This is a genomic window from Pseudomonas sp. 31-12, assembly GCF_003151075.1.
Classification (GTDB): Bacteria; Pseudomonadota; Gammaproteobacteria; order Pseudomonadales; family Pseudomonadaceae; genus Aquipseudomonas.
The window spans coordinates 5,331,170-5,350,874 of the sequence record NZ_CP029482.1 but is presented as its reverse complement, the minus strand read 5'-3'; the positions used below and the strand labels follow the sequence as shown (position 1 = coordinate 5,350,874).

The 19,705-nt window shown below is 59.4% G+C and carries 20 protein-coding genes; 14 read left to right on the top strand and 6 right to left on the bottom strand.

Going from position 1 to position 19,705, the window contains the following annotated elements; translation table 11 throughout:
* Nucleotides 1–58 precede the first annotated feature (58 nt).
* Nucleotides 59–913 (top strand): D-hexose-6-phosphate mutarotase, encoded by an 855-nt coding sequence (locus DJ564_RS25295; protein WP_109634233.1) that lies wholly within the window; start codon nucleotides 59–61, stop codon nucleotides 911–913.
* A 192-nt stretch (nucleotides 914–1,105) separates the two neighbouring features.
* Here the strand turns inward: DJ564_RS25295 and DJ564_RS25290 are convergent, their stop codons facing one another.
* Complete coding sequence (locus DJ564_RS25290) at nucleotides 1,106–1,966, bottom strand: MurR/RpiR family transcriptional regulator (RefSeq protein ID WP_172825977.1); 861 nt, start codon at nucleotides 1,964–1,966, stop codon at nucleotides 1,106–1,108.
* Nucleotides 1,967–2,193: 227 nt separating this feature from the next.
* On the opposite strand from DJ564_RS25290, the gene zwf reads away from it, so the two are divergent.
* The 4 genes from zwf to DJ564_RS25270 all read left to right on the top strand — a co-directional run bounded on the left by zwf (nucleotide 2,194) and on the right by DJ564_RS25270 (nucleotide 6,001).
* Nucleotides 2,194–3,660 (top strand): glucose-6-phosphate dehydrogenase, encoded by a 1,467-nt coding sequence (gene zwf, locus DJ564_RS25285; protein WP_109634232.1) that lies wholly within the window; start codon nucleotides 2,194–2,196, stop codon nucleotides 3,658–3,660.
* The gene (gene pgl / locus DJ564_RS25280; RefSeq protein ID WP_109634230.1) at nucleotides 3,647–4,360 is read left to right on the top strand and encodes a 6-phosphogluconolactonase; all 714 of its coding nucleotides are present in this window, start codon (nucleotides 3,647–3,649) and stop codon (nucleotides 4,358–4,360) included. The genes zwf and pgl overlap by 14 nt, the downstream gene beginning before the upstream one ends.
* Before the next feature lie 17 nt (nucleotides 4,361–4,377).
* A complete protein-coding gene (locus DJ564_RS25275; protein ID WP_109634229.1) occupies nucleotides 4,378–5,043 on the top strand; it encodes a bifunctional 4-hydroxy-2-oxoglutarate aldolase/2-dehydro-3-deoxy-phosphogluconate aldolase in 666 nt (221 codons plus the stop codon).
* 232 nt (nucleotides 5,044–5,275) lie between these two features.
* Nucleotides 5,276–6,001 (top strand): intradiol ring-cleavage dioxygenase, encoded by a 726-nt coding sequence (locus tag DJ564_RS25270; protein ID WP_109634227.1) that lies wholly within the window; start codon nucleotides 5,276–5,278, stop codon nucleotides 5,999–6,001.
* A 2-nt stretch (nucleotides 6,002–6,003) separates the two neighbouring features.
* Here the strand turns inward: DJ564_RS25270 and DJ564_RS25265 are convergent, their stop codons facing one another.
* Both DJ564_RS25265 and DJ564_RS25260 read right to left on the bottom strand, forming a co-directional pair.
* Entirely contained in the window at nucleotides 6,004–7,185 is a 1,182-nt protein-coding gene (locus DJ564_RS25265) for an aminotransferase class V-fold PLP-dependent enzyme (protein ID WP_109634225.1), read from the bottom strand.
* Between the two features lie 26 nt (nucleotides 7,186–7,211).
* A complete protein-coding gene (locus DJ564_RS25260) occupies nucleotides 7,212–7,448 on the bottom strand; it encodes a DUF3820 family protein (protein WP_010457368.1) in 237 nt (78 codons plus the stop codon).
* 204 nt (nucleotides 7,449–7,652) lie between these two features.
* Between DJ564_RS25260 and DJ564_RS25255 the strand changes: the two genes are divergently transcribed.
* The 4 genes from DJ564_RS25255 to DJ564_RS25240 all read left to right on the top strand — a co-directional run bounded on the left by DJ564_RS25255 (nucleotide 7,653) and on the right by DJ564_RS25240 (nucleotide 11,340).
* Nucleotides 7,653–8,120, top strand: coding sequence for a PA2169 family four-helix-bundle protein (locus tag DJ564_RS25255; protein WP_109634223.1), 468 nt, complete (start codon nucleotides 7,653–7,655; stop codon nucleotides 8,118–8,120).
* Between the two features lie 158 nt (nucleotides 8,121–8,278).
* Nucleotides 8,279–10,267: an FUSC family protein gene (locus DJ564_RS25250; protein WP_109634221.1), complete on the top strand. Its 1,989-nt coding sequence runs from the start codon at nucleotides 8,279–8,281 to the stop codon at nucleotides 10,265–10,267.
* Nucleotides 10,254–10,460 carry a DUF1656 domain-containing protein gene (locus DJ564_RS25245; RefSeq protein WP_008151119.1) on the top strand — a complete coding sequence of 69 codons (207 nt, stop codon included), beginning with the start codon at nucleotides 10,254–10,256 and terminating at the stop codon, nucleotides 10,458–10,460. Before DJ564_RS25250 ends, DJ564_RS25245 begins: the two co-directional genes overlap by 14 nt.
* 10 nt (nucleotides 10,461–10,470) lie before the next feature.
* A complete protein-coding gene (locus tag DJ564_RS25240) occupies nucleotides 10,471–11,340 on the top strand; it encodes an HlyD family secretion protein (protein ID WP_109634220.1) in 870 nt (289 codons plus the stop codon).
* A gap of 221 nt (nucleotides 11,341–11,561) precedes the next feature.
* Here DJ564_RS25240 and DJ564_RS25235 read toward each other — a convergent pair whose 3' ends face one another.
* Nucleotides 11,562–12,032: a MaoC family dehydratase gene (locus DJ564_RS25235; RefSeq protein WP_109634218.1), complete on the bottom strand. Its 471-nt coding sequence runs from the start codon at nucleotides 12,030–12,032 to the stop codon at nucleotides 11,562–11,564.
* Between the two features lie 42 nt (nucleotides 12,033–12,074).
* Nucleotides 12,075–13,019 carry an alpha/beta hydrolase gene (locus DJ564_RS25230; protein ID WP_109634216.1) on the bottom strand — a complete coding sequence of 315 codons (945 nt, stop codon included), beginning with the start codon at nucleotides 13,017–13,019 and terminating at the stop codon, nucleotides 12,075–12,077.
* A gap of 236 nt (nucleotides 13,020–13,255) precedes the next feature.
* Between DJ564_RS25230 and fadD2 the strand changes: the two genes are divergently transcribed.
* Complete coding sequence (fadD2, locus tag DJ564_RS25225) at nucleotides 13,256–14,944, top strand: long-chain-fatty-acid--CoA ligase FadD2 (protein ID WP_109634215.1); 1,689 nt, start codon at nucleotides 13,256–13,258, stop codon at nucleotides 14,942–14,944.
* A gap of 357 nt (nucleotides 14,945–15,301) precedes the next feature.
* Complete coding sequence (fadD1, locus tag DJ564_RS25220) at nucleotides 15,302–17,002, top strand: long-chain-fatty-acid--CoA ligase FadD1 (protein ID WP_109634213.1); 1,701 nt, start codon at nucleotides 15,302–15,304, stop codon at nucleotides 17,000–17,002.
* Between the two features lie 205 nt (nucleotides 17,003–17,207).
* Here the strand turns inward: fadD1 and DJ564_RS25215 are convergent, their stop codons facing one another.
* Nucleotides 17,208–17,585 carry a hypothetical protein gene (locus DJ564_RS25215; protein ID WP_109634211.1) on the bottom strand — a complete coding sequence of 126 codons (378 nt, stop codon included), beginning with the start codon at nucleotides 17,583–17,585 and terminating at the stop codon, nucleotides 17,208–17,210.
* 200 nt (nucleotides 17,586–17,785) lie between these two features.
* On the opposite strand from DJ564_RS25215, the gene DJ564_RS25210 reads away from it, so the two are divergent.
* The 3 genes from DJ564_RS25210 to def all read left to right on the top strand — a co-directional run bounded on the left by DJ564_RS25210 (nucleotide 17,786) and on the right by def (nucleotide 19,642).
* Nucleotides 17,786–17,977: a CsbD family protein gene (locus DJ564_RS25210; RefSeq protein ID WP_010457349.1), complete on the top strand. Its 192-nt coding sequence runs from the start codon at nucleotides 17,786–17,788 to the stop codon at nucleotides 17,975–17,977.
* 172 nt (nucleotides 17,978–18,149) lie between these two features.
* Complete coding sequence (locus DJ564_RS25205; protein WP_109634209.1) at nucleotides 18,150–19,106, top strand: YihY/virulence factor BrkB family protein; 957 nt, start codon at nucleotides 18,150–18,152, stop codon at nucleotides 19,104–19,106.
* Nucleotides 19,103–19,642 (top strand): peptide deformylase, encoded by a 540-nt coding sequence (def, locus tag DJ564_RS25200; RefSeq protein ID WP_109634207.1) that lies wholly within the window; start codon nucleotides 19,103–19,105, stop codon nucleotides 19,640–19,642. Before DJ564_RS25205 ends, def begins: the two co-directional genes overlap by 4 nt.
* Nucleotides 19,643–19,705: the final 63 nt, after the last annotated feature.

Here is a 19,705-nt window from a genome sequence, read left to right as displayed (position 1 = left end):
TGGCTGTCCGCTTTTTTTTGGGGCGGCGCACCCCGGGTGATTTTCAGGACAGTGGCACATGCATGAGCATCCGCTACAACGCTTCTTCAAATCCTTGCGCGAGCGTCCGGTGTTTGCGTGGGAGCGCTATCAGAAGCGCGACGTGCTGGTGATCGACCATCCGCTGTGTCAGGCGGTGTTCAGTCGTCAGGGCGCGCAATTGCTGCACTTCCAGCCAACAGGGCAGAAACCCTGGCTCTGGTGCGCGGCGAAGTGGCCGCAAGTCGGTGCGATTCGTGGTGGCGTGCCCGTGTGCTGGCCGTGGTATGGCCGTCATCCCAGCGAAAACGCCTGGCCGTCCCATGGCTGGGCACGGCTGATCGACTGGAAGCTACTCGACAGCAGCCATGACGACGATGGCGTGCACCTGCATTGGCAACTTCAGCTGTGCGACTGGCAAGTGGACCTGCACGCACACTTGGGCGAGCGCATGGATCTACGCCTGAGCACCGAGCATCAGGACAGCCTGCCGTGCCAATTGAGCCAGGCGTTGCATGCCTATTGGCGTATTGGTGACGTGGGTGAGATAGCGCTGTCTGGGCTCGATGGTGCGCAGGGTTATGACCAGTTGAATCGCCAGGTTTGCCAGCAGGAAGGGGAGTTGAGAGTCGAAGGCGGGTGTCAGCGGGTGTTCCAGCATGACGGTGAATTGCAGCTCAAGGACCATGCCTGGCAGCGGGAATTGTGCATTGACACCGGCGACCATGCGGACACGGTGGTCTGGCATCCGGGCTCGCGGCCGTTGCTGGGGGTGAGTTGGAACGAGATTTCAGAGTTTGTGTGTGTCGAGGCGGCGAGTGGCGGGACGGACAGTTTGAGCCTGGCGCCGGGGCAGAAGGCGCATTTGAGTTTGCAGGCTCGGGTGGGAGCTTAGGTGTGTCAGGGCGATTGCTCCCTCACCCTAACCCTCTCCCGGAGGGAGAGAGGACTGACCGCGTTGATTGTTCAATCTACGTCGACCTGAAGCTTTGAGTTGAACTCAGGTTTTGAAGAGCATGAAGATCTGCTCCCTTTCCCCCTCTCCCCTCTGGGGAGAGGGCTGGGGTGAGGGGTGGTTTTTGAAGGGTCAGTTGAACTCATCCCCAACCGGATACCGACTCGCATTCAAGCTCTCTTTGATCTTGCGCAAATGCGGCTGGAAATCCACACCCCGGCGCAGGGTCATGCCGGTGGCCAGCACATCCAGCACGGTCAGCTGGATGATCCGCGACGTCATCGGCATATAGATGTCGGTGTCTTCCGGCAGCGGAATATTCAGGCTCAAGGTACTGGCCTTGGCCAGTGGCGAACCTTCGGCCGTCAGACCCAGCACCGAAGCACCGTTTTCCCGGGCGATGCGCGCCACTTCCACCAGTTCTCGGGTGCGGCCGGTGTAGGAAATGATCACGAACAGCTCGCCGGTGTGCGCCACCGACGCAATCATGCGCTGCATCAGCACGTCGGCGTGGGCGGTGACGGCCAGGTTGAAGCGGAAGAACTTGTGCTGCGCATCGAGCGCCACCGGGGCCGAGGCGCCGAGGCCGAAGAAGTGGATCTGCCGGGCCTGGATCAACAGGTCGACGGCGCGGCTGATCAGGTTCGGGTCAAGTGCCTGTAACGCACTGTCCAAAGAGGCGATGGCGCTGCCGAAAATCTTTTTGGTGTAGGCCTCCGGATTATCATCGGCCTCGACCGCACGGCTGACATACGCCGCGCCACTGGCCAGGCTCTGGGCCAATTGAAGCTTGAGTTCCGGGTAGCCGCTGACGCCAAACGAACGGCAGAAACGGTTGACCGTCGGCTCGCTGACTTTAGAGGCCTGGGCGAGCGCGGCGATGCTGAACCGGGTGGCCTGCTCTGGGTTGAGCAGGATGACTTCGGCGACTTTGCGTTCTGCCTTGTTCAGGTCTTCAAGGCGATTCTGGATCTGTTCCAGTAAATTTCGCACGCGGTCCATTTCATGTTCCTTAGGTCAGCAGCGCAAATAAGCGTTCGGCTATGCAAATTGGGCCTTTGATACGGCCCGTAACGGTGGCCTATCCTACTGATGGCTCCGACCGACCACCACTCGGAATCTGTATTTTGCGAAAATGTTGTGGTTATTACTACATTTTTCCTTGAGTGATGCCTTGAAAAAAGGTATTTGTAGATTAACTTGATAAAAGAACAAACATCATGCCTTCGATTACGGTTGAACCGTGCACCTTTGCCTTGTTCGGCGCCCTCGGCGATCTGGCCCTGCGCAAGCTGTTTCCTGCCCTTTATCAACTCGATGGCGCAGGCCTCCTGCACGAGGATACGCGCATTATCGCGCTGGCCCGTGAGCCGGGCAGTGAGCAGGAACACCTGGCGTTCATCGCCTCCGAACTGCGCCGTTACGTAGGTGCCGAGCTGGACGAAGCTGTGGTCGAACGCTTCCTGGCCCGTTTGAGCTACCTGCATGTCGACTTTCTCAAGGCTGACGATTACGTCGCCCTGGCCGAAATGGCCGGCAGCGCCCAGCGTGTGATTGCCTACTTCGCCACGCCGGCCGCGGTTTATGGTGCGATCTGCGAGAACCTGTCGAAGGTCGGCCTGAGCGAAAACACCCGCGTGGTGTTGGAAAAACCCATCGGTTCGGACCTGGAATCCTCGCGCAAGGTCAACGACGCCGTGGCGCAGTTCTTCCCGGAGAACCGCACCTACCGCATCGACCACTACCTGGGCAAAGAGACCGTCCAGAACCTGATCGCCCTGCGTTTCGCCAACAGCCTGTTCGAAACCCAGTGGAACCAGAATTACATCTCCCACGTGGAAATCACCGTGGCCGAGAAGGTCGGGATCGAAGGCCGCTGGGGTTACTTCGACAAGGCCGGTCAGCTGCGGGACATGATCCAGAATCACCTGCTGCAACTGCTCTGCCTGATCGCCATGGACCCGCCGGCCGACCTGTCCGCCGACAGCATCCGTGACGAAAAAGTCAAAGTGCTCAAGGCCCTGGCGCCGATCAGCCCGGAAGGCCTGACCACGCAAGTGGTGCGCGGCCAGTACATCGCCGGCTACAGCGAAGGCAAACCGGTGCCGGGCTACCTGGAAGAACCGAATTCCAACACCCAGAGCGACACCGAAACCTTCGTCGCCCTGCGTGCCGACATCCGCAACTGGCGCTGGGCCGGCGTGCCGTTTTACCTGCGTACCGGCAAGCGCATGCCGCAGAAGCTGTCGCAGATCGTCATCCACTTCAAGGAACCGTCGCACTACATCTTCGCCCCCGAGCAGCGCCTGCAAATCAGCAACAAGCTGATTATTCGCCTGCAACCGGACGAAGGCATTTCCTTGCGCGTGATGACCAAAGAACAAGGCCTGGACAAGGGCATGCAGCTGCGCAGCGGTCCGTTGCAGCTGAATTTTTCCGACACCTGGCGTAGCGCTCGGATCCCCGATGCTTACGAGCGGTTGTTGCTGGAAGTGATGCGTGGCAACCAGAACCTGTTTGTCCGTAAAGATGAAATCGAAGCCGCGTGGAAGTGGTGTGACCAGTTGATCGCCGGGTGGAAAAAATCCGGTGATGCGCCCAAGCCGTACGCGGCCGGGTCCTGGGGACCGATGAGCTCCATTGCTCTGATCACGCGGGATGGGAGGTCGTGGTATGGCGATATCTAATTTGCAACTGCCTCAGGGCGTCAGCGCCCATGAGTTCAAGAGCCCGGTGCTGCTGGCCGATGGTCTGGCACTGAATGTGGCCAAGCATCTGAGTGATGCCATCGACGCTCGCGGCAGCGCGACGCTGGTGGTGTCCGGTGGTCGTAGCCCTGTGGCGTTTTTCCAGAACCTGGCGAAGCAGAAACTGGACTGGTCCAAGGTCGTTGTCACCCTGGCCGACGAGCGCTGGGTGCCGGTCGAGCATGCCGACAGCAATGCCGGCCTGCTCAAGCGTTATCTGCTGCAAGGCCCGGCGGCCAAGGCTCAGTTTCTGAGCCTGTACAGCGCCACCGCGAACCTTGAGCTGGCAGCCGAGCAGGCCGACCGTTTGCTCGCCGAGTTGCCGCCGATCGACGTACTGATCCTCGGCATGGGCGATGACGGTCACACCGCTTCGCTGTTCCCCAACAGCCCGAACCTGGCCGACGCCTTGAAAGCCGACGGCACACGTCGTTGCTACCCGATGCTGGCACCGACCGTGCCGCATCAGCGCCTGACCATGAGTCGTGCGCTGCTGGCTTCGGCCAAGACCACTGTTCTATCGATTTCCGGTCAGTCCAAACTGACTACCCTGAGTGCCGCATTGGCCGGTGACGATGTCGCCGCCATGCCGATTCGCGCGTTTCTGCAACCTACGTTAGAGATTTACTGGTGCCCATGAGCCAAGGATCAGCCGCTATGACAATGACATCCCCGACCGTTTCCATGGCGGACAAAGTTGCCCTGATCGACAGCCTCTGCGCCAAGGCGCGGATCCTGCCGGTGATCACCATCGCTCGCGAACAGGACGTCCTGCCACTGGCCGACGCTTTGGCCGCTGGTGGCCTGACTGCCCTGGAAGTGACGCTGCGTTCGCAGTTCGGTCTCAGGGCGATCCAGATTCTGCGAGAGCAGCGTCCGGAACTGGTGACCGGTGCCGGCACTGTGCTGGATCGCAACATGCTCGCTGCTGCCGAAGCAGCCGGCTCGCAGTTCATCGTCACCCCCGGCATCACCCGTGACCTGCTCGAAGCCAGCGTCGACAGCCCGATCCCGCTGTTGCCAGGCATCAGCAACGCGTCCGGCATCATGGAAGGCTATGGCCTGGGGTATCGTCGCTTCAAGCTGTTCCCGGCGGAAGTCAGCGGTGGCGTTGCGGCCATCAAGGCCCTCGGCGGCCCGTTCGGTGAAGTGAAATTCTGCCCGACCGGCGGCGTCAGCCCGGCCAACATCAAGAGCTACATGGCGTTGAAAAACGTGATGTGCGTGGGCGGTAGCTGGATGCTTGATCCGGAGTGGATCAAGAACGGCGACTGGGCCCGGATTCAGGAATGCACCGCCGAGGCATTGGCGCTGCTGGACTGATCGGCTTTTACCAAACACTTCGTTGTGTGTTCTACGGCTTTACGGTGCGCTTGGTCGGTGCACCGTTTTTTTTTGCCCAAATAATCTGTGGGAGCCAGCCTTGGTGGTGAGGGGATAAATCCCCTCGCCACCAAGCCTCGCTCCTACAAGGGAAATGATGCGATACATAGTTACCGCATCTCGTCGTTCAACCAGCGCTAACCTGCGTTCATCTTATGGAAGAGAGAACGTCATGGACGACTACACCTCAGTTGCACCCACCCCCCCGGTTTACCTGCTGTCTCCCGAGCAAATCGCCGGCCCGTATTTCCGTAATCCGAAACTGATCCGACGCAACATCAGCGAAAGCGCCGATGGCATTCCCCTGGTGCTGCGCCTGGCGATTGTCGATGCCATGACCGGTCAGCCCGTGACCGGGGCCTTGGTTGATATCTGGCATTGCAATGCGCGAGGTGCCTATTCGGGCTGGAGCAAGATCAATCCGGACAAGGAAGTTGATGTCGGTGACATCGGCTCGGTCCCGCGCACTGATGACGACACCTATCTGCGTGGCGGGCAATTCACCGATAAAAAAGGCGTGGTGCGGTTTACCACTATCTATCCGGGGTTCTATGCCGGTCGTGCCTTGCACATCCATGTCGCTGTGCGCATCACGTCCGGCAACAATTTTCTCGACGAGCGGCACGTCGCCTGGGTCGGCCAGCTCTACTTTCCCGAACCCGCCTCTCGTTCGGTGCTCAACACTCGGGAGTACTGCGGTCGATCCGCCTCGCCGCTGACCAACAACGAAGACTTTCATTACCTGCATCAGGGCGGCGAGGCCTCGACATTAACGGTCCACACCCTCGGTCGAGACTCGAACGAAGACGGCTTTTTCGGCCACACGACCATCGGAATCGACACGTTCGCCGCCTCGACGCAAATCAGACCCGAGGACTTCGACAAGTACACGGTCTGACGTCAGCGCAATTCGGTCAGCGCCCGAGCCAGCAGATCCATTTCGGCAGCGTTGGTCGTGAGCCCCGGTGTAATCCGAATGCAGGGCCCACTCGCCGCACCGCTGCGGACCACGGTGAACAGGTTGTAGTCGTTGAGCAGTCGCTCGACCATCGCCTGTTGATCGGCATGCCGGGTAAAACGCATCGAGGTAATGCCGCAATACAGTCGCGGGTCATCGGGAGTCATGACATCGATCCCCGGTAACTCGCGAACCGCGTTGACCCATCGGTTGCGCAGGTAGTTGAGCCGTGTGCTCTTGGCGGCGACGCCGCCCATGGCCAGATGCTCCTCGAACACCAGCGGCAGCGTCAGCAGTGCCGGGATGTTCGGCGTGCTGTACGGCGTGCGGGCGCGAATATCGGTGACCGGGAAATGCATCTCGCCCATGTCCGGGTCGATGTCGGCCAGGCGCTCAGGGGCGATGTAGATAAAGCCCAGCGTGAGCGGGGCGCCGATCCATTTGTGCAGGTTGAAGCCGGCGAAAGAGATGCCCAGCTCATCCAGATTGAACTCGATCTGGCCGAGGGCGTGGGCGCCATCGAGGATCACGTCGATGCCGTGCTCCTTCGCGGCAGCAGCAATGGCCTGCACCGGCATGACCAATCCGGTGCGATGGGTGACGTGGGTCAGGGCCATCAGTTTGAGCTTTGGATAACGCTCGAACGCGTCGCGATAGGTGGTCAGCAAGCTGTCGAAACTCGCCGGGTGCGCGTGATCGATTTCGATCACTTCCACGCCGCGATGCCGCGCCAGCCATCGCATTGCGCCTTTCACCGTGTCGTACTCCAGGTCGCAAATCAGCACCTGATCGCCCGGTTGCAGGCGATTGTAGTTGCGGATCAGTGATTGCAGGCCGTCCGAAGCGTTGCGGGTGAGGGCCACGGCTTCGGCGGGAACATCGATCAGGCTGGCGAGCTGTGCCCGGATCTCAAGGCTCTCGACCTGTTCAAAACGCTGGCGCACATGCACCGAGTTGCTGCGGTTGATCAGCTCGATGTTGCGCTGATACTCCTCGACGACGGTGCGCGACATGCGCCCGAAATAACCGTTTTCCAGGTTGATGGGCCCGGGTTCGACTGCGTAGCGGTCGGCAAAGGTCTTCCAGAAGTGTTCATCACGGGCGCGACGGGTGTTATCGGGCATGAGCTACTCGGTTCTTGATTGCGATTTCAGTGGCGCGGGGCCGGTTTGCCGTGTTTGGCGCGCAGTGGTTCGAGCAGGTCCGACAGACCGTTATGGTCGATCTCCTGCATCAGGGCCAGTAAACCGCCCAGTTCGCCATGGGGGAAACCTTCTCGGGCGAACCAGTTCAAGTATTGGCCGGGCAGGTCGGCAATGATCCGACCCTTGTATTTGCCGAAGGGCATTTCGCGGGTGATCAACAGTTCGAGCTTTTCAGGGTTCATCTATCGGTCGTCTTGATTCATCAGGCTGGAAAAATACAGGCATTCTGCATGCAGGCCAATTGACAGTTCATGCAAAAAAAGCGGATACAGATTTTTGATTTAAAACTAAGTATTTGAAATATAAGGAATAAATTATCAATTCAAAGCTGGCATGCAGGGTGCAATAGCTATTACATCTTTCATCAACCCGCAAGGAATTGAAAAATGACCGACATGAATAAAGAAGCGATCTCTGTACTCAACGACCTGATTGAAACCAGCAAAGACGGTCAGGAAGGGTTCAAGACTTGCGCTGAAGACATCAAACACCCTGAACTCAAAACCCTGTTCGTGCAACGCTCGGCCGACTGCGCCACTGCCGCTGCCGAACTTCAGAGCGCCGTGCGTTCGATGGGTGGCGATCCGGAAACGTCCACCAGCGTCAGCGGTGATCTGCACCGTCGCTGGGTCGACGTGAAAGCAGTGTTCACCGGCAAGGACGAAGAAGCCGTGCTGAACGAAGCCGAACGCGGCGAAGACCATGCACTGAAGGCTTACAAAGAAGCCATGGAAAAAATCAACAAGCACAACCTGGTGGGCATTCGTGACCTGGTTGAGCGTCAGTACCACGGCGTGCAACGAAATCACGACCAGGTAAAAGCCCTGCGTAACCAGGCTCGCGCTCGCTCTTAAGCGTTCGTAACCTGTCAAAAACGCCAGCCAGTCTGGCGTTTTTTTGTGCCTGGGAATTAACACTGGACGGGCGATAGATAGCTAGCTAATAATTTGTTTTTCAAGTGACTTCAGTGAACCCGGCTATCGTTAAAAACGTCCCTTCAAGAGTCTTCTACGTGCCTATCACTTTGCAGGCCTTGTTTGCGCCTGACCGCCGCGCCCTCCAGTTCGCGATCAAGACCTTGATCGGCGGCGGCCTGGCCCTGTGGCTGGCGTTGCGCTGGGGCCTGGAGCAACCGGCCTGGGCGCTGATGACCGCGTTCATCGTCGCTCAACCGTTGTCCGGAATGGTGGTGCAGAAGGGGTTGGCGCGGCTGCTCGGCACGCTGGTCGGAACGATCATGTCGGTGGTGTTCATGGGGGTATTCGCCCAGACACCCTGGCTGTTTCTACTGGCATTGGCGCTGTGGCTCGGGTTGTGTACGGCGAGTTCGACGCTGTTGCGCAGCGCGTGGTCCTATTCTTTTGTGCTGGCCGGTTACACGGTGGCGATCATCGCGTTGCCGGCCATTACCCATCCGCTGACGGTGTTCGATCAAGCCGTCGCGCGTTGCACGGAAATCTGTCTGGGCATCCTCTGCGCCACGGCGGCAAGCGCCTTGATTTGGCCGATGCGGGTCGAGCGGCAACTGGCGGATCAGGCTCAAGCAGCCTGGAACAGCGGGATGAATGCGGCGCGTGCCACCCTGGCCGGCGATGCTCAGGCGCGTAAAGGCTTGCTGGAAATCCTCGGACGAATTGTCGCCGTCGATGCCCAGCGCGAACATGCCTGGTTTGAAGGTGGCCTCGGTCGGCAGCGCGCACGAGCCATCAGCGGTTTGAGCCAGAAGCTCTTGATGCTGCTGCGCATCGCCCGTTCGGTGCGCCGCCAGTGGAAGCAATTGGAACCGCAGGAAGCCGAGCAACTGCAGCCCTGGATGACCGAGGTTCAGGCCGCCCTCAGCGGTGCCGATTCCGCGACCCTGCAAGCGTTGCGGCCGAGGTTGCTTGATGCTTCCCACGATCCACACATCAGCTCCGCGCAGAGTTATTGCCTGGCCCGTTTCACCTTGCTGCTCGATACCGCGATGGCGGCCACTGCGGCGTTGAAAGCGGTGGAGGAGGGGCGCGAAACGGTCGATCCGCCACGCACCCTGACGCCGCACCGCGACCTGTCATTGGCGTTGGTGTTCGGTGCGCGCAGTGCCTTGGCGTTTCTGGTGGTGTCGTGCTTCTGGCTGGCGACTGCCTGGCCCGCCGCCTCGGGCGCCCTGGTGCTGACGTGTGTGGTGTGCAGCCTGTTTGCCAGCCGCGAGAACGGTGCGCAGATCGGCATGAGTTTCATGCGGGGTATTTTTCTGGCGATCCCGACGGCGTTTTTCGTCGGGCAGATTTTGCTGCCGCAATGGAGCGGTTTTGCGTTGCTCTGCATGGGCATGGGCGTGCCGTTGTTTTTCGGTGCGCTGGGCATGGCCAAGCCGCAGATCGGCGCCACGGCCACTTCGTTCTGTCTGCACTTTATCGTGCTGGTGTCGCCGCTGAACGCGATGAAATTCGACGTCGCCACGTTCTTCAACAGCGCCCAGGCGATGGTGGTCGGTGTCGGCGCGGCGGTGCTGGCGTTCCACTTGCTGATCCTGCGTAACCCGGCGTGGCATGGCCGGCGCTTGCTGGCGGCGACCCTCGATGATCTGGTGCGGCTGACCCGACGCAATCTGCGCGGTGCCGAAAGCTGGTTTGGTGGACGCATGGCCGACCGTCTGCTGCAACTGGCGCGGCACTACCCCGAGTTGCCGGAACCGGCGCGCAGTCGCTGGGATGACGGCTTGCTCGGCCTCGATATCGGCGATGAATTGCTGCATCTGCGTTTGAGCCTGGCAGTGGCGCAAGTGCCAGTCAGTGCGCCTCAACGGCGATATCTCGAGCAGTTGGAAAAAGTCCTCGAACAAGGTCCTGCAGGCAGCTGCGCCGATGCGTTGGAACAGCCCAGCGAAGACTTTCTGAAAACCTTGTACGCGTTGCCGCCCAGCGATGCCGTGAAACTGGCCCAAGGCGCCGTGCTGCAATTGCAAAGCAGCTGGCGCGCCTGGTGCCGTCAACAGGAGCAAAGCCATGGGCTTGCGTGAATGGTCGGTGGGCGGCGTGCTGCTCAGTCCGTTTCTGATTTATGTGCTGCTGGCGCTGCTCGTCACCGGAGCCTTGCGCATGCTGTTGCGCCTGACGCCGGTCGGCCGCTGGATCTGGCACGAAGCATTGTTTGATTGCGCCTTGTACGTCTGTGTATTGACCCTGATCACCGTCGTCCTCGGACCTTTATAAGGAGTAAAAAATGCGTACCCCCGTACGTGTCGCGGTAACCCTGTGCCTGGTGGCGGTGGCGATCTTTGCCGGCTTCCATTTGTGGCAGTACTACATGCTCACGCCCTGGACCCGGGATGCGCGGATCCGCGCCGACGTGGTGGTGATTGCCCCCGACGTCTCGGGTTGGGTGCGCGAACTCAAGGCGTTCGATAACCAGCCGGTCAAGGCCGGCGATCTGTTGCTGAGCATTGATCGTGACCGTTTCGAAGCGGCGCTGGAGAAAGCCCAGGCGGTGGTGCAGACCCGTCAGCAGCAGCTCAATCTGCGCGAACGCGAAGCCAGTCGGCGCGCCAGTCTCGGGCCACAAGCGATCAGCGCCGAACTGCGCGAGAACGCGCAAATCAACGCCGGCATCGCCCGTGGTGAACTGCGTGAAGCCCAGGCGGAAGCCAAGGTCGCGGAACTCAACCTCGCACGCAGCCAGGTCCATGCGCCTCGCAGCGGCCACATCACCAACCTGCGTCTGGCCCAAGGCAATTACGTGAATGCCGGGCAACCAGTGATGGCGTTGATCGATGATTCGACTTTTTATGTGCAGGCGTATTTCGAGGAAACCAAGTTGCCGCGGATTCGGGTGGGCGATCCGGTGAAGGTCTGGTTAATGAGCGCCGGCGAAGCGCTGGACGGGCATGTGGAAAGCATCAGCCGCGGGATCACCGATCGCAATACCACGCCGGACGGGCAACTGCTGGCAGAGGTGGAACCGACGTTTAACTGGGTGAGGCTGGCGCAGCGGATTCCGGTGCGGATCAAGATTGATAAGTTGCCGGAAGGGATGAACTTGAGTTCGGGGATGACGGCGAGTGTGCAGGTTGGGGAGGGTGAGCGGTCGCGGTGAGTTTTAGATCGATGCCTGATTGTAAGAACCACCCCTCACCCCAGCCCTCTCCCCAGAGGGGAGAGGGGGAAAGGGAGCCGATCGGGGGCTTTTCAGAGCCTGAGTTCGACTCGAACTCCCAGGTCGATGTAACCCGAAAGTACACCTCGGTAGGTCACCTCTACCCCTTGGGGAGAGGGTTAGGGTGAGGGGTGGATTCAGCTGACCCCCCCCTCCCCAAATCAGCCGATGCTGATCGCCGGCAGGGTAGTCAACGCTACGGTCTGCTGCTTGCGCGGCGCAAGAATCTCGGCCTCGCCATCCACCACCAATTCATCGCGCTGGTTAAACACGCGAGTGGCAATCCGCACACGAAACTTCGGCAGCTTCTCGAGGATTTCCAGACGCACGGTCAGGGTGTCGCCAATCTTCACCGGCTTCTGAAAACTCATCTGCTGACCGATATAAATAGTGCCCGGCCCAGGCAACTCGCACGCCACGGCCGCGCTGATCAGCGCACCGCTGAACATGCCGTGGGCGATACGTTCTTTGAACATGGTGCCAGCGGCGTATTCGGCGTCCAGGTGCACCGGGTTGTGATCACCCGACATCGCGGCGAACAACTGAATGTCGCGCTCTTCGACCGTCTTGCTGTAGCTGGCGGTCTGGCCTACTTCGAGGGCTTCGTAAGGGGTGTTGGTAACCTGGGTCATCTGTTTCAATTCCTGTCACGAATAAATAAATTCACAAAAAAACTATTCTGATCTGGGTGGCCGGCGGTGGCTCAGCGCCTGGGCGATCCAGTTCAACACGTCATCGATCACTTCATCGCGGTTGCTCTCGTTGAACAGTTCATGCCGTGCCTGCGGGTAAATAGTCAGTTGCAGGTTCTGGCTGCCGGCCGCGCGTAGCGCATCGGCCAGATCGTTCAGACGCTTGCCTTCGCTCACCGGATCACATTCACCGCCAATCACCAGCAGCGGCAGGCCCGGATCAATCTGAGCGAGATTGGACGCTTTGCTGATTTGCTGCAAGCCGCCGAGCAAATCGATCCACAGCTGATTGGTGCAACGAAAGCCGCAGAGCGGGTCGTTGGCGTACAGATCAACCTCCGCCGGGTCACGACTGAGCCAGTCGAACCGCGTGCGCACCGGTTTGAATTTCTTGTTGAACGAGCCGAATGACAGCCACTCGATCAGCGCACTGCGACCCTTGCCGCCCTGGCGCAGGCGTTCGAGCCGGGCGATTTGTCGCGCCGCGCGATAAAGCGCGATGGGCTGGAAGTTCGAACCGCTGAGGACCGCGCCATGCAGGCTGGCGCTGTGATGCAGCAGATAGGCCTGGGCGATGTAGCTGCCCATGCTGTGGCCGAGCAGCACGATCGGCACGCCGGGATGTTGCTGGCCGATGTGCTGGTTGAGGCTGGCCAGGTCGCCGACCACTTTGCACCAGCCATCGTCATCGGCGAAATGGCCGAGTGTCCTGTTTTCGGCAGTTTTGCCATGTCCACGCAGGTCCGGCGCGTAGACGCCGTAACCCTGCTCGCAGAATTTCTCCGCCAGGCGGGCGTAGCGACCACTGTGTTCGGCCATGCCATGGGCCAACAGGATCACCGCTTTCAAAGGCGGATCGGGCAACCACTGGTTGACGTAGAGGCGGCTGCGGTCACTCGCGGTCAGCCAGAAAGTATCGTGGATCATGGCGATTCCTTTGCATGGATGGGTCACAGGCACGATGCATTGTATAGCGCATCCTTTCGCTCCCGTCTGATCAGGCCACGCCGCTGCAGCAAGATTCACACGGTCAATGACGCCCGTTGGCATATTTGCCTGATTGGCCATAGCTGCTAGTGTCCGTGAAGCCCCGCTCTTCGCTCTTTGTGTTGAAGAAGACAGAAAAGCGGCCCGGATAGGCTCAGGTAAAGAGGACAAGAACAATGCAACCTGATTTCTGGAATGACAAACGCCCGGCCGGCGTGCCCCTGGATATTGACCTTGGGGCCTATAAGTCGGTGCTTGAGGTGTTCGAGCGTTCCTGCAAGAAATTCGCTGATCGCCCCGCTTTCAGCAACATGGGCGTGACCCTGACCTACGCCGAACTGGAACGCTACAGCCTGGCGTTCGCCGGTTACCTGCAAGCCCACACCGACCTGGTGCCGGGGGATCGCATTGCGGTGCAGATGCCCAACGTTTTGCATTACCCGATTGCCGTGTTCGGTGCCTTGCGCGCCGGGCTGATCGTGGTCAACACCAACCCGCTGTACACCGCGCGGGAGATGCGTCATCAGTTCAAGGACTCCGGCGCCCGGGCGCTGGTGTACCTGAACGTGTTCGGGCAGAAGGTCCAGGAAGTGCTGCCCGACACCGACATCCAATACCTGATCGAAGCGAAGATGGGCGACCTGATGCCCAGCGCCAAGGGCTGGCTGGTCAACTCCATGGTCAGCAAGGTCAAGAAGATGGTCCCGGCCTATTCCTTGCCGCAGGCGATTTCCTTCAAGAGCGCGTTGCGTCTGGGCCGTGGCCTGGGCATCAAGCCGCTGAAAGTCAGTCTCGATGACATCGCCGTGTTGCAATACACCGGCGGCACCACTGGCCTGGCCAAGGGTGCGATGCTGACCCACGGCAACCTCGTGGCCAACATGCAACAGGCGCGGGCGTGCCTCGGTCAGTTCGGCAGCGACGGTCAGCCGTTGCTGCGCGAAGGTCAGGAAGTGATGATCGCGCCGCTGCCGCTGTACCACATCTATGCCTTCACGGCGAACTGCATGTGCATGATGGTGACCGGCAACCACAACGTGCTGATCACCAATCCTCGCGACATCGGCGGCTTCATCAAGGAGCTGAAGAAATGGCGGTTCTCGGCGTTGCTGGGGCTGAACACGCTGTTCGTAGCGCTGATGGATCACCCGGATTTCAAGACCCTGGATTTCTCCAGCCTCAAACTCACCAACTCCGGCGGCACCGCGCTGGTCAAGGCCACCGCAGAGCGCTGGGAACAGCTCACCGGTTGCCGCATCACCGAAGGTTACGGCCTGACCGAAACTTCACCAGTGGCCTGCACCAACCCGTACGGCGACAAATCGCGGATCGGCACGGTCGGCCTGCCCGTGCCGGGCACCACGTTGAAAGTGATCAACGATGACGGCGTCGAGCAGCCCTTGGGTGAACGCGGCGAACTGTGCATCAAGGGCCCGCAGATCATGAAGGGCTACTGGCAGAAACCGGAAGCCACTGCCGAAGTGCTGGATGCCGAGGGCTGGTTCAAGTCCGGCGATATCGCGGTGATCGACCCGGACGGTTTTGTGCGCATCGTCGATCGCAAGAAAGACATGATCATCGTCTCGGGTTTCAACGTGTACCCCAACGAAATCGAAGACATCGTCATGGCTCATCCGAAAGTTGCCAACTGCGCAGTGATCGGCGTGCCGGACGAGCGTTCGGGGGAGGCGGTGAAGTTGTTTGTGGTGGCCCGCGAGTCGGGGGTCAGCCTTGAAGAGCTGAAGGCGTACTGCAAGGAAAACTTCACGGCGTACAAAGTGCCCAAGCACATTGTGTTGCGTGAGTCGTTGCCGATGACGCCGGTGGGCAAGATCTTGCGGCGGGAGTTGCGGGATATTGCATAGGCGTTGAATGGCCGCGCTTTGCGCGGTTCGCGGGCAAGCCGCGCTCCCACAAGGTCATCGCTGATCCTGTGGGAGCGGGCTTGCCCGCGATGCTTTTAAAGGGAAGGCCCCGAAATACGGGGCTTTTCAGGGTTGTATAGAATCTTTGCTCTAAAATGACCGCTAGTAATTCTTGAGTCACAATTGTGACCATAGAGGCCGCTTTTGGCTCTAGTCGACCCTTGGCAAAGCTGCTACTCTCGGCGCGCTTTGTGACTTCTCGGGCTTATAAAAGCGCTAGATTCACCAACAAACACACACCAATAATAATCGCATCAAATGCGGTGCTGAATTCGCGTTGCTGAGGAGTGGGCTTCCATGAACGAAGACTTTTGGAAGGATAAGTACCCTGCCGGGATTGCTGCCGAGATCAATCCAGACGAGTATCCGAATATTCAGGCAGTGTTGAAACGATCCTGCCAGCGCTTCGCCGACAAACCGGCATTCAGCAACCTGGGCAAGACAATCACCTACGGTGAACTGTACGAATTGTCCGGTGCCTTTGCCGCTTACCTGCAACAGCATACCGACTTGCAGCCTGGCGATCGAATCGCCGTGCAACTGCCCAACGTGTTGCAGTACCCGGTAGCCGTATTCGGTGCCATTCGCGCCGGGCTGATCGTGGTCAACACCAACCCGTTGTACACCGCGCGGGAAATGGAACACCAATTCAACGATTCCGGTGCCAAAGCCCTGGTCTGCCTGGCCAACATGGCGCATCTGGCCGAGATCGTGGTGCCGAAAACCGGCGTCAAGCACGTGATCGTCACCGAAGTGGCCGACCTGCTGCCACCGCTCAAGCGCCTGCTGGTCAACAGCGTCATCAAGTACGTGAAGAAGATGGTCCCGGCGTATCACTTGCCCAAGGCCATCAAGTTCAACGACGTGTTGAGCAAGGGGCACGGCCAGCCAGTGGCGGAAGCCAACCCGGCCAGCAGCGACGTTGCCGTCCTGCAATACACCGGCGGCACCACCGGCGTGGCCAAGGGCGCGATGCTGACCCATCGCAACCTCGTGGCGAACATGCTGCAGTGCAAGGCGCTGATGGGGTCCAACCTCAATGAAGGTTGCGAGATCCTGATCACACCGCTGCCGCTGTACCACATCTATGCCTTCACCTTTCATTGCATGGCGATGATGCTGATCGGCAATCACAACATCCTGATCAGCAACCCGCGCGACTTGACGGCAATGGTCAAGGAACTGTCGAAGTGGAAGTTCAGCGGCTTCGTCGGCCTCAACACCCTGTTCGTGGCGCTGTGCAACAACGAAGGCTTCCGCAAGCTGGATTTCTCCGCACTGAAAGTTACCCTGTCCGGCGGCATGGCCCTGCAACTGGCCGCGGCCGAGCGTTGGAAAGCGGTCACCGGTTGCGCCATCTGCGAAGGTTACGGCATGACCGAAACCAGCCCGGTGGCCACTGTGAACCCGATCCAGCACATCCAGATCGGCACCATCGGTATTCCGGTTCCGTCCACCGTGTGCAAAGTCATCAACGATGCCGGCGTCGAGCAGCCGTTGGGCGAAATCGGCGAACTGTGTGTGAAAGGTCCGCAAGTGATGAAGGGCTACTGGCAGCGTCAGGACGCCACCGATGAAATGCTCGACAGCGAAGGCTGGTTGAAGACCGGTGACATCGCGGTGATTCAGCCGGATGGTTACATGCGCATCGTGGATCGCAAGAAAGACATGATTCTGGTGTCCGGTTTCAACGTTTATCCGAACGAACTGGAAGACGTGCTCGCGACCCTGCCGGGCGTGCTGCAATGCGCTGCCATCGGCGTGCCGGACGAGAAGTCGGGCGAAGCGATCAAGATTTTCATCGTGGCCAAACCAGGTGTGACGTTGACCAAGGAGCAGGTGATGGAGCACATGCGTGCGAACGTGACCGGCTACAAGGTCCCGCGCTCCGTGGAGTTCCGCGATGCGCTGCCGACCACCAACGTCGGCAAGATCCTGCGCCGCGAGTTGCGCGACGAAGAACTGAAAAAGCTCAACGCCAAGAAAGTCAGCGCGTAACCCACAAAAAGCCCCGCAGATGCGGGGCTTTTTGTTTGCAGCGATATCAGAACTGCTTTTGTGGCGAGGGAGCTTGCTCCCGCTCGGCTGCGCAGCAGTCGTCACCCAGTCGATGGAGATACACCAAAAATACCGCAGCGTCTGATTTGGGGTCGCTTCGCGGCCCAGCGGGAGCAAGCTCCCTCGCCACAGGGGATGTGTAAAGTTACAGGCGGAACGGCGCGAAATTGACGTTGGTGCCCGCCGGGCGCATGTCTTGCAGGTACGAATCCTTGTCCGCGCTCAGTTCCAGGCTCAAAGCGGCTTTACGCTTGCCTTCGTTGCGCACCACCAGGCCTTCGAGCTTCTCGCGCAGGAACACCGTCGGCACTTTCAGGTGCAGCAGTTCGTCGGTATCCGGCGTGTGCATCAGCAGGTGAACCCATTCGTACTGACCAATGGCCAGGCGCGCCACCGGGATGTCGAACCACCAGATGTTGCGGTTGCGGTTCAGTTCGGTGAAATGGCAGTTGTTGACGCCAAGCACGGCACCGCCAAGTTCCTGGTTTCTGCGGGCAATGGCCTGCTTTTTATCGAGTTTCATAACATTCCTACGGGATTGGATCTTCAGCGCCATGGCCTGAATACGTTGCGCATTCTCGGGGGTTGGTCGGCAAACATAAAGCCCAACCTGCGCTGAACGATGAAATGCGTGACTGAAAATAAATGAAACTCCGTGCAAATGCCCCCGGTCAATCTTTGTGTAACGACTTTTTCCGTTGAATTGTTCACAGGAGAAACACCATGAGCAGCACTGGCGATAAAGTAAAAGGCATGGCCAACGAAGCCGCCGGCAACGTCAAGCAAGGCGTCGGCAAGGCCACCGGTAACGACAAAATGCGCGCCGAAGGCGTCGTGCAGGAAAGGAAAGGCGAGGCCCAGCAAGCGGTGGGCAAGGCCAAGGACGCGATCAAGAAAGGCGTCGACAAGGCGTGATTCGGCCTTTGACGAGCAACATGCACGGCCATCCACGGATGGCCGTTTTTGTGTCAGCCTGAACTTGCACACGGAAATTGTTTCAAAGTCGCCAAGTAGGCTACTTTGATGTAGAAAACGGCCCCTGAGTCGCCTCGACTTCAACCCAATCTTGCGGCGAAAGGAGACGCTAATGTTTTTCCCTCACATGAAAGGCTTGCGCCTGCACCGTGTCATGGTGCGCACGGTCACCGAGTTCGTCGACGACGAGATGTCGACCTATGCCTCGGCATTGGCCTATCAAATGCTGTTCTCGCTGTTCCCCTTCATTCTTTTTCTCATCGCGCTGATCGGTTTCCTGCACCTGCCGGACTTCTTCTCCTGGCTGCGCCTGCAATCCGAGCTGGTCCTGCCGCCCCAGGCGCTGGAACAGGTAAACCCGGTGATCGACCAACTCCAGCAGTCCAAGGGTGGCTTGCTGTCGATTGGTATCGTGATTGCCCTGTGGACCGCGTCCGCCGGCGTGCGGCTGATGATGAGCGCGATGAACGCCGCCTACGACGTGGTCGAAGGCCGGCCCGCGTGGAAGCGCTTTCCGCTGTCGATTATCTACACGGTGGGCATCGCCGGAATGCTGCTGATCGCCGCCGCACTCATGGTGCTCGGGCCACAACTGATGGGCTGGATTGCTGCGCAAGTGGGCATGGAAGATTTCATCGTGACCCTGTGGACCATCGTTCGCTGGCCCGTGGTGGTGATTTTGCTGATGGTCGCCGTGGCGCTGATTTATTACGTCATGCCCGACGTCAAACAGGAGTTTCGTTTTATCACCCCGGGCTCGGTGCTGGCGGTGGTGGTGTGGATCCTCGCTTCCGTGGGCTTTGGCCTGTACGTCAAGGAGTTCGCCAACTACAACGCCATGTATGGCAGTATCGGCGCGATCATCGTGCTGTTGCTCTATTTCTATATTTCCGCGGCGGTGTTGCTGCTCGGCGCGGAGATGAATGCGGTGATCGAACACATGTCGACCGAGGGCAAGAATGATGGCGAAAAAGTCCCCGGTGAACTCGACCACGAACCCAAACACCACGTTTCGGGGTTGGGTCGGGATCACTCGATCAAGACCCCCACTGACGAAGTCACCAAATGATCCGTGAAATCCTGAAAATGGGCGATGAGCGCCTGCTGCGCATCGCCCCGCCGGTTCCGGCTGAGATGTTCGACAGCCCTGAGCTGTGGCAACTGATCGACGACATGTTCCAGACCATGGAAAGCGTCGGTGGCGTTGGCCTGGCTGCGCCGCAGATAGGTGTTGATCTGCAACTGGTGATCTTTGGCTTCGAGCACAGCGAACGGTATCCGGACGCTGAAGCAGTGCCGCAGACCATCCTGATCAATCCGCTGATCACGCCGTTGAACCCGGTGATGGAGGAGGGCTTTGAAGGCTGTCTGTCAGTGCCCGGCCTGCGTGGGGCGGTGGATCGTTATCAGCAGATTCGCTACGAAGGGTTTGATCCCAAGGGCCAGCCGATTGTGCGGATTGCCGAGGGATTCCATGCGCGGGTGGTACAGCATGAATGCGATCACCTGATCGGCCGGCTGTACCCGTCGCGGATCACCGACTTCAGCAAATTCGGGTTCACCGAAGTGATGTTCCCGGACCTTGACCCTAACGCCGACGACTAAGCTTTGGACACCGCAAGACCTTGTGGGAGCGGGCTTGCCCGCGATAGCAATCTGTCAGACAAC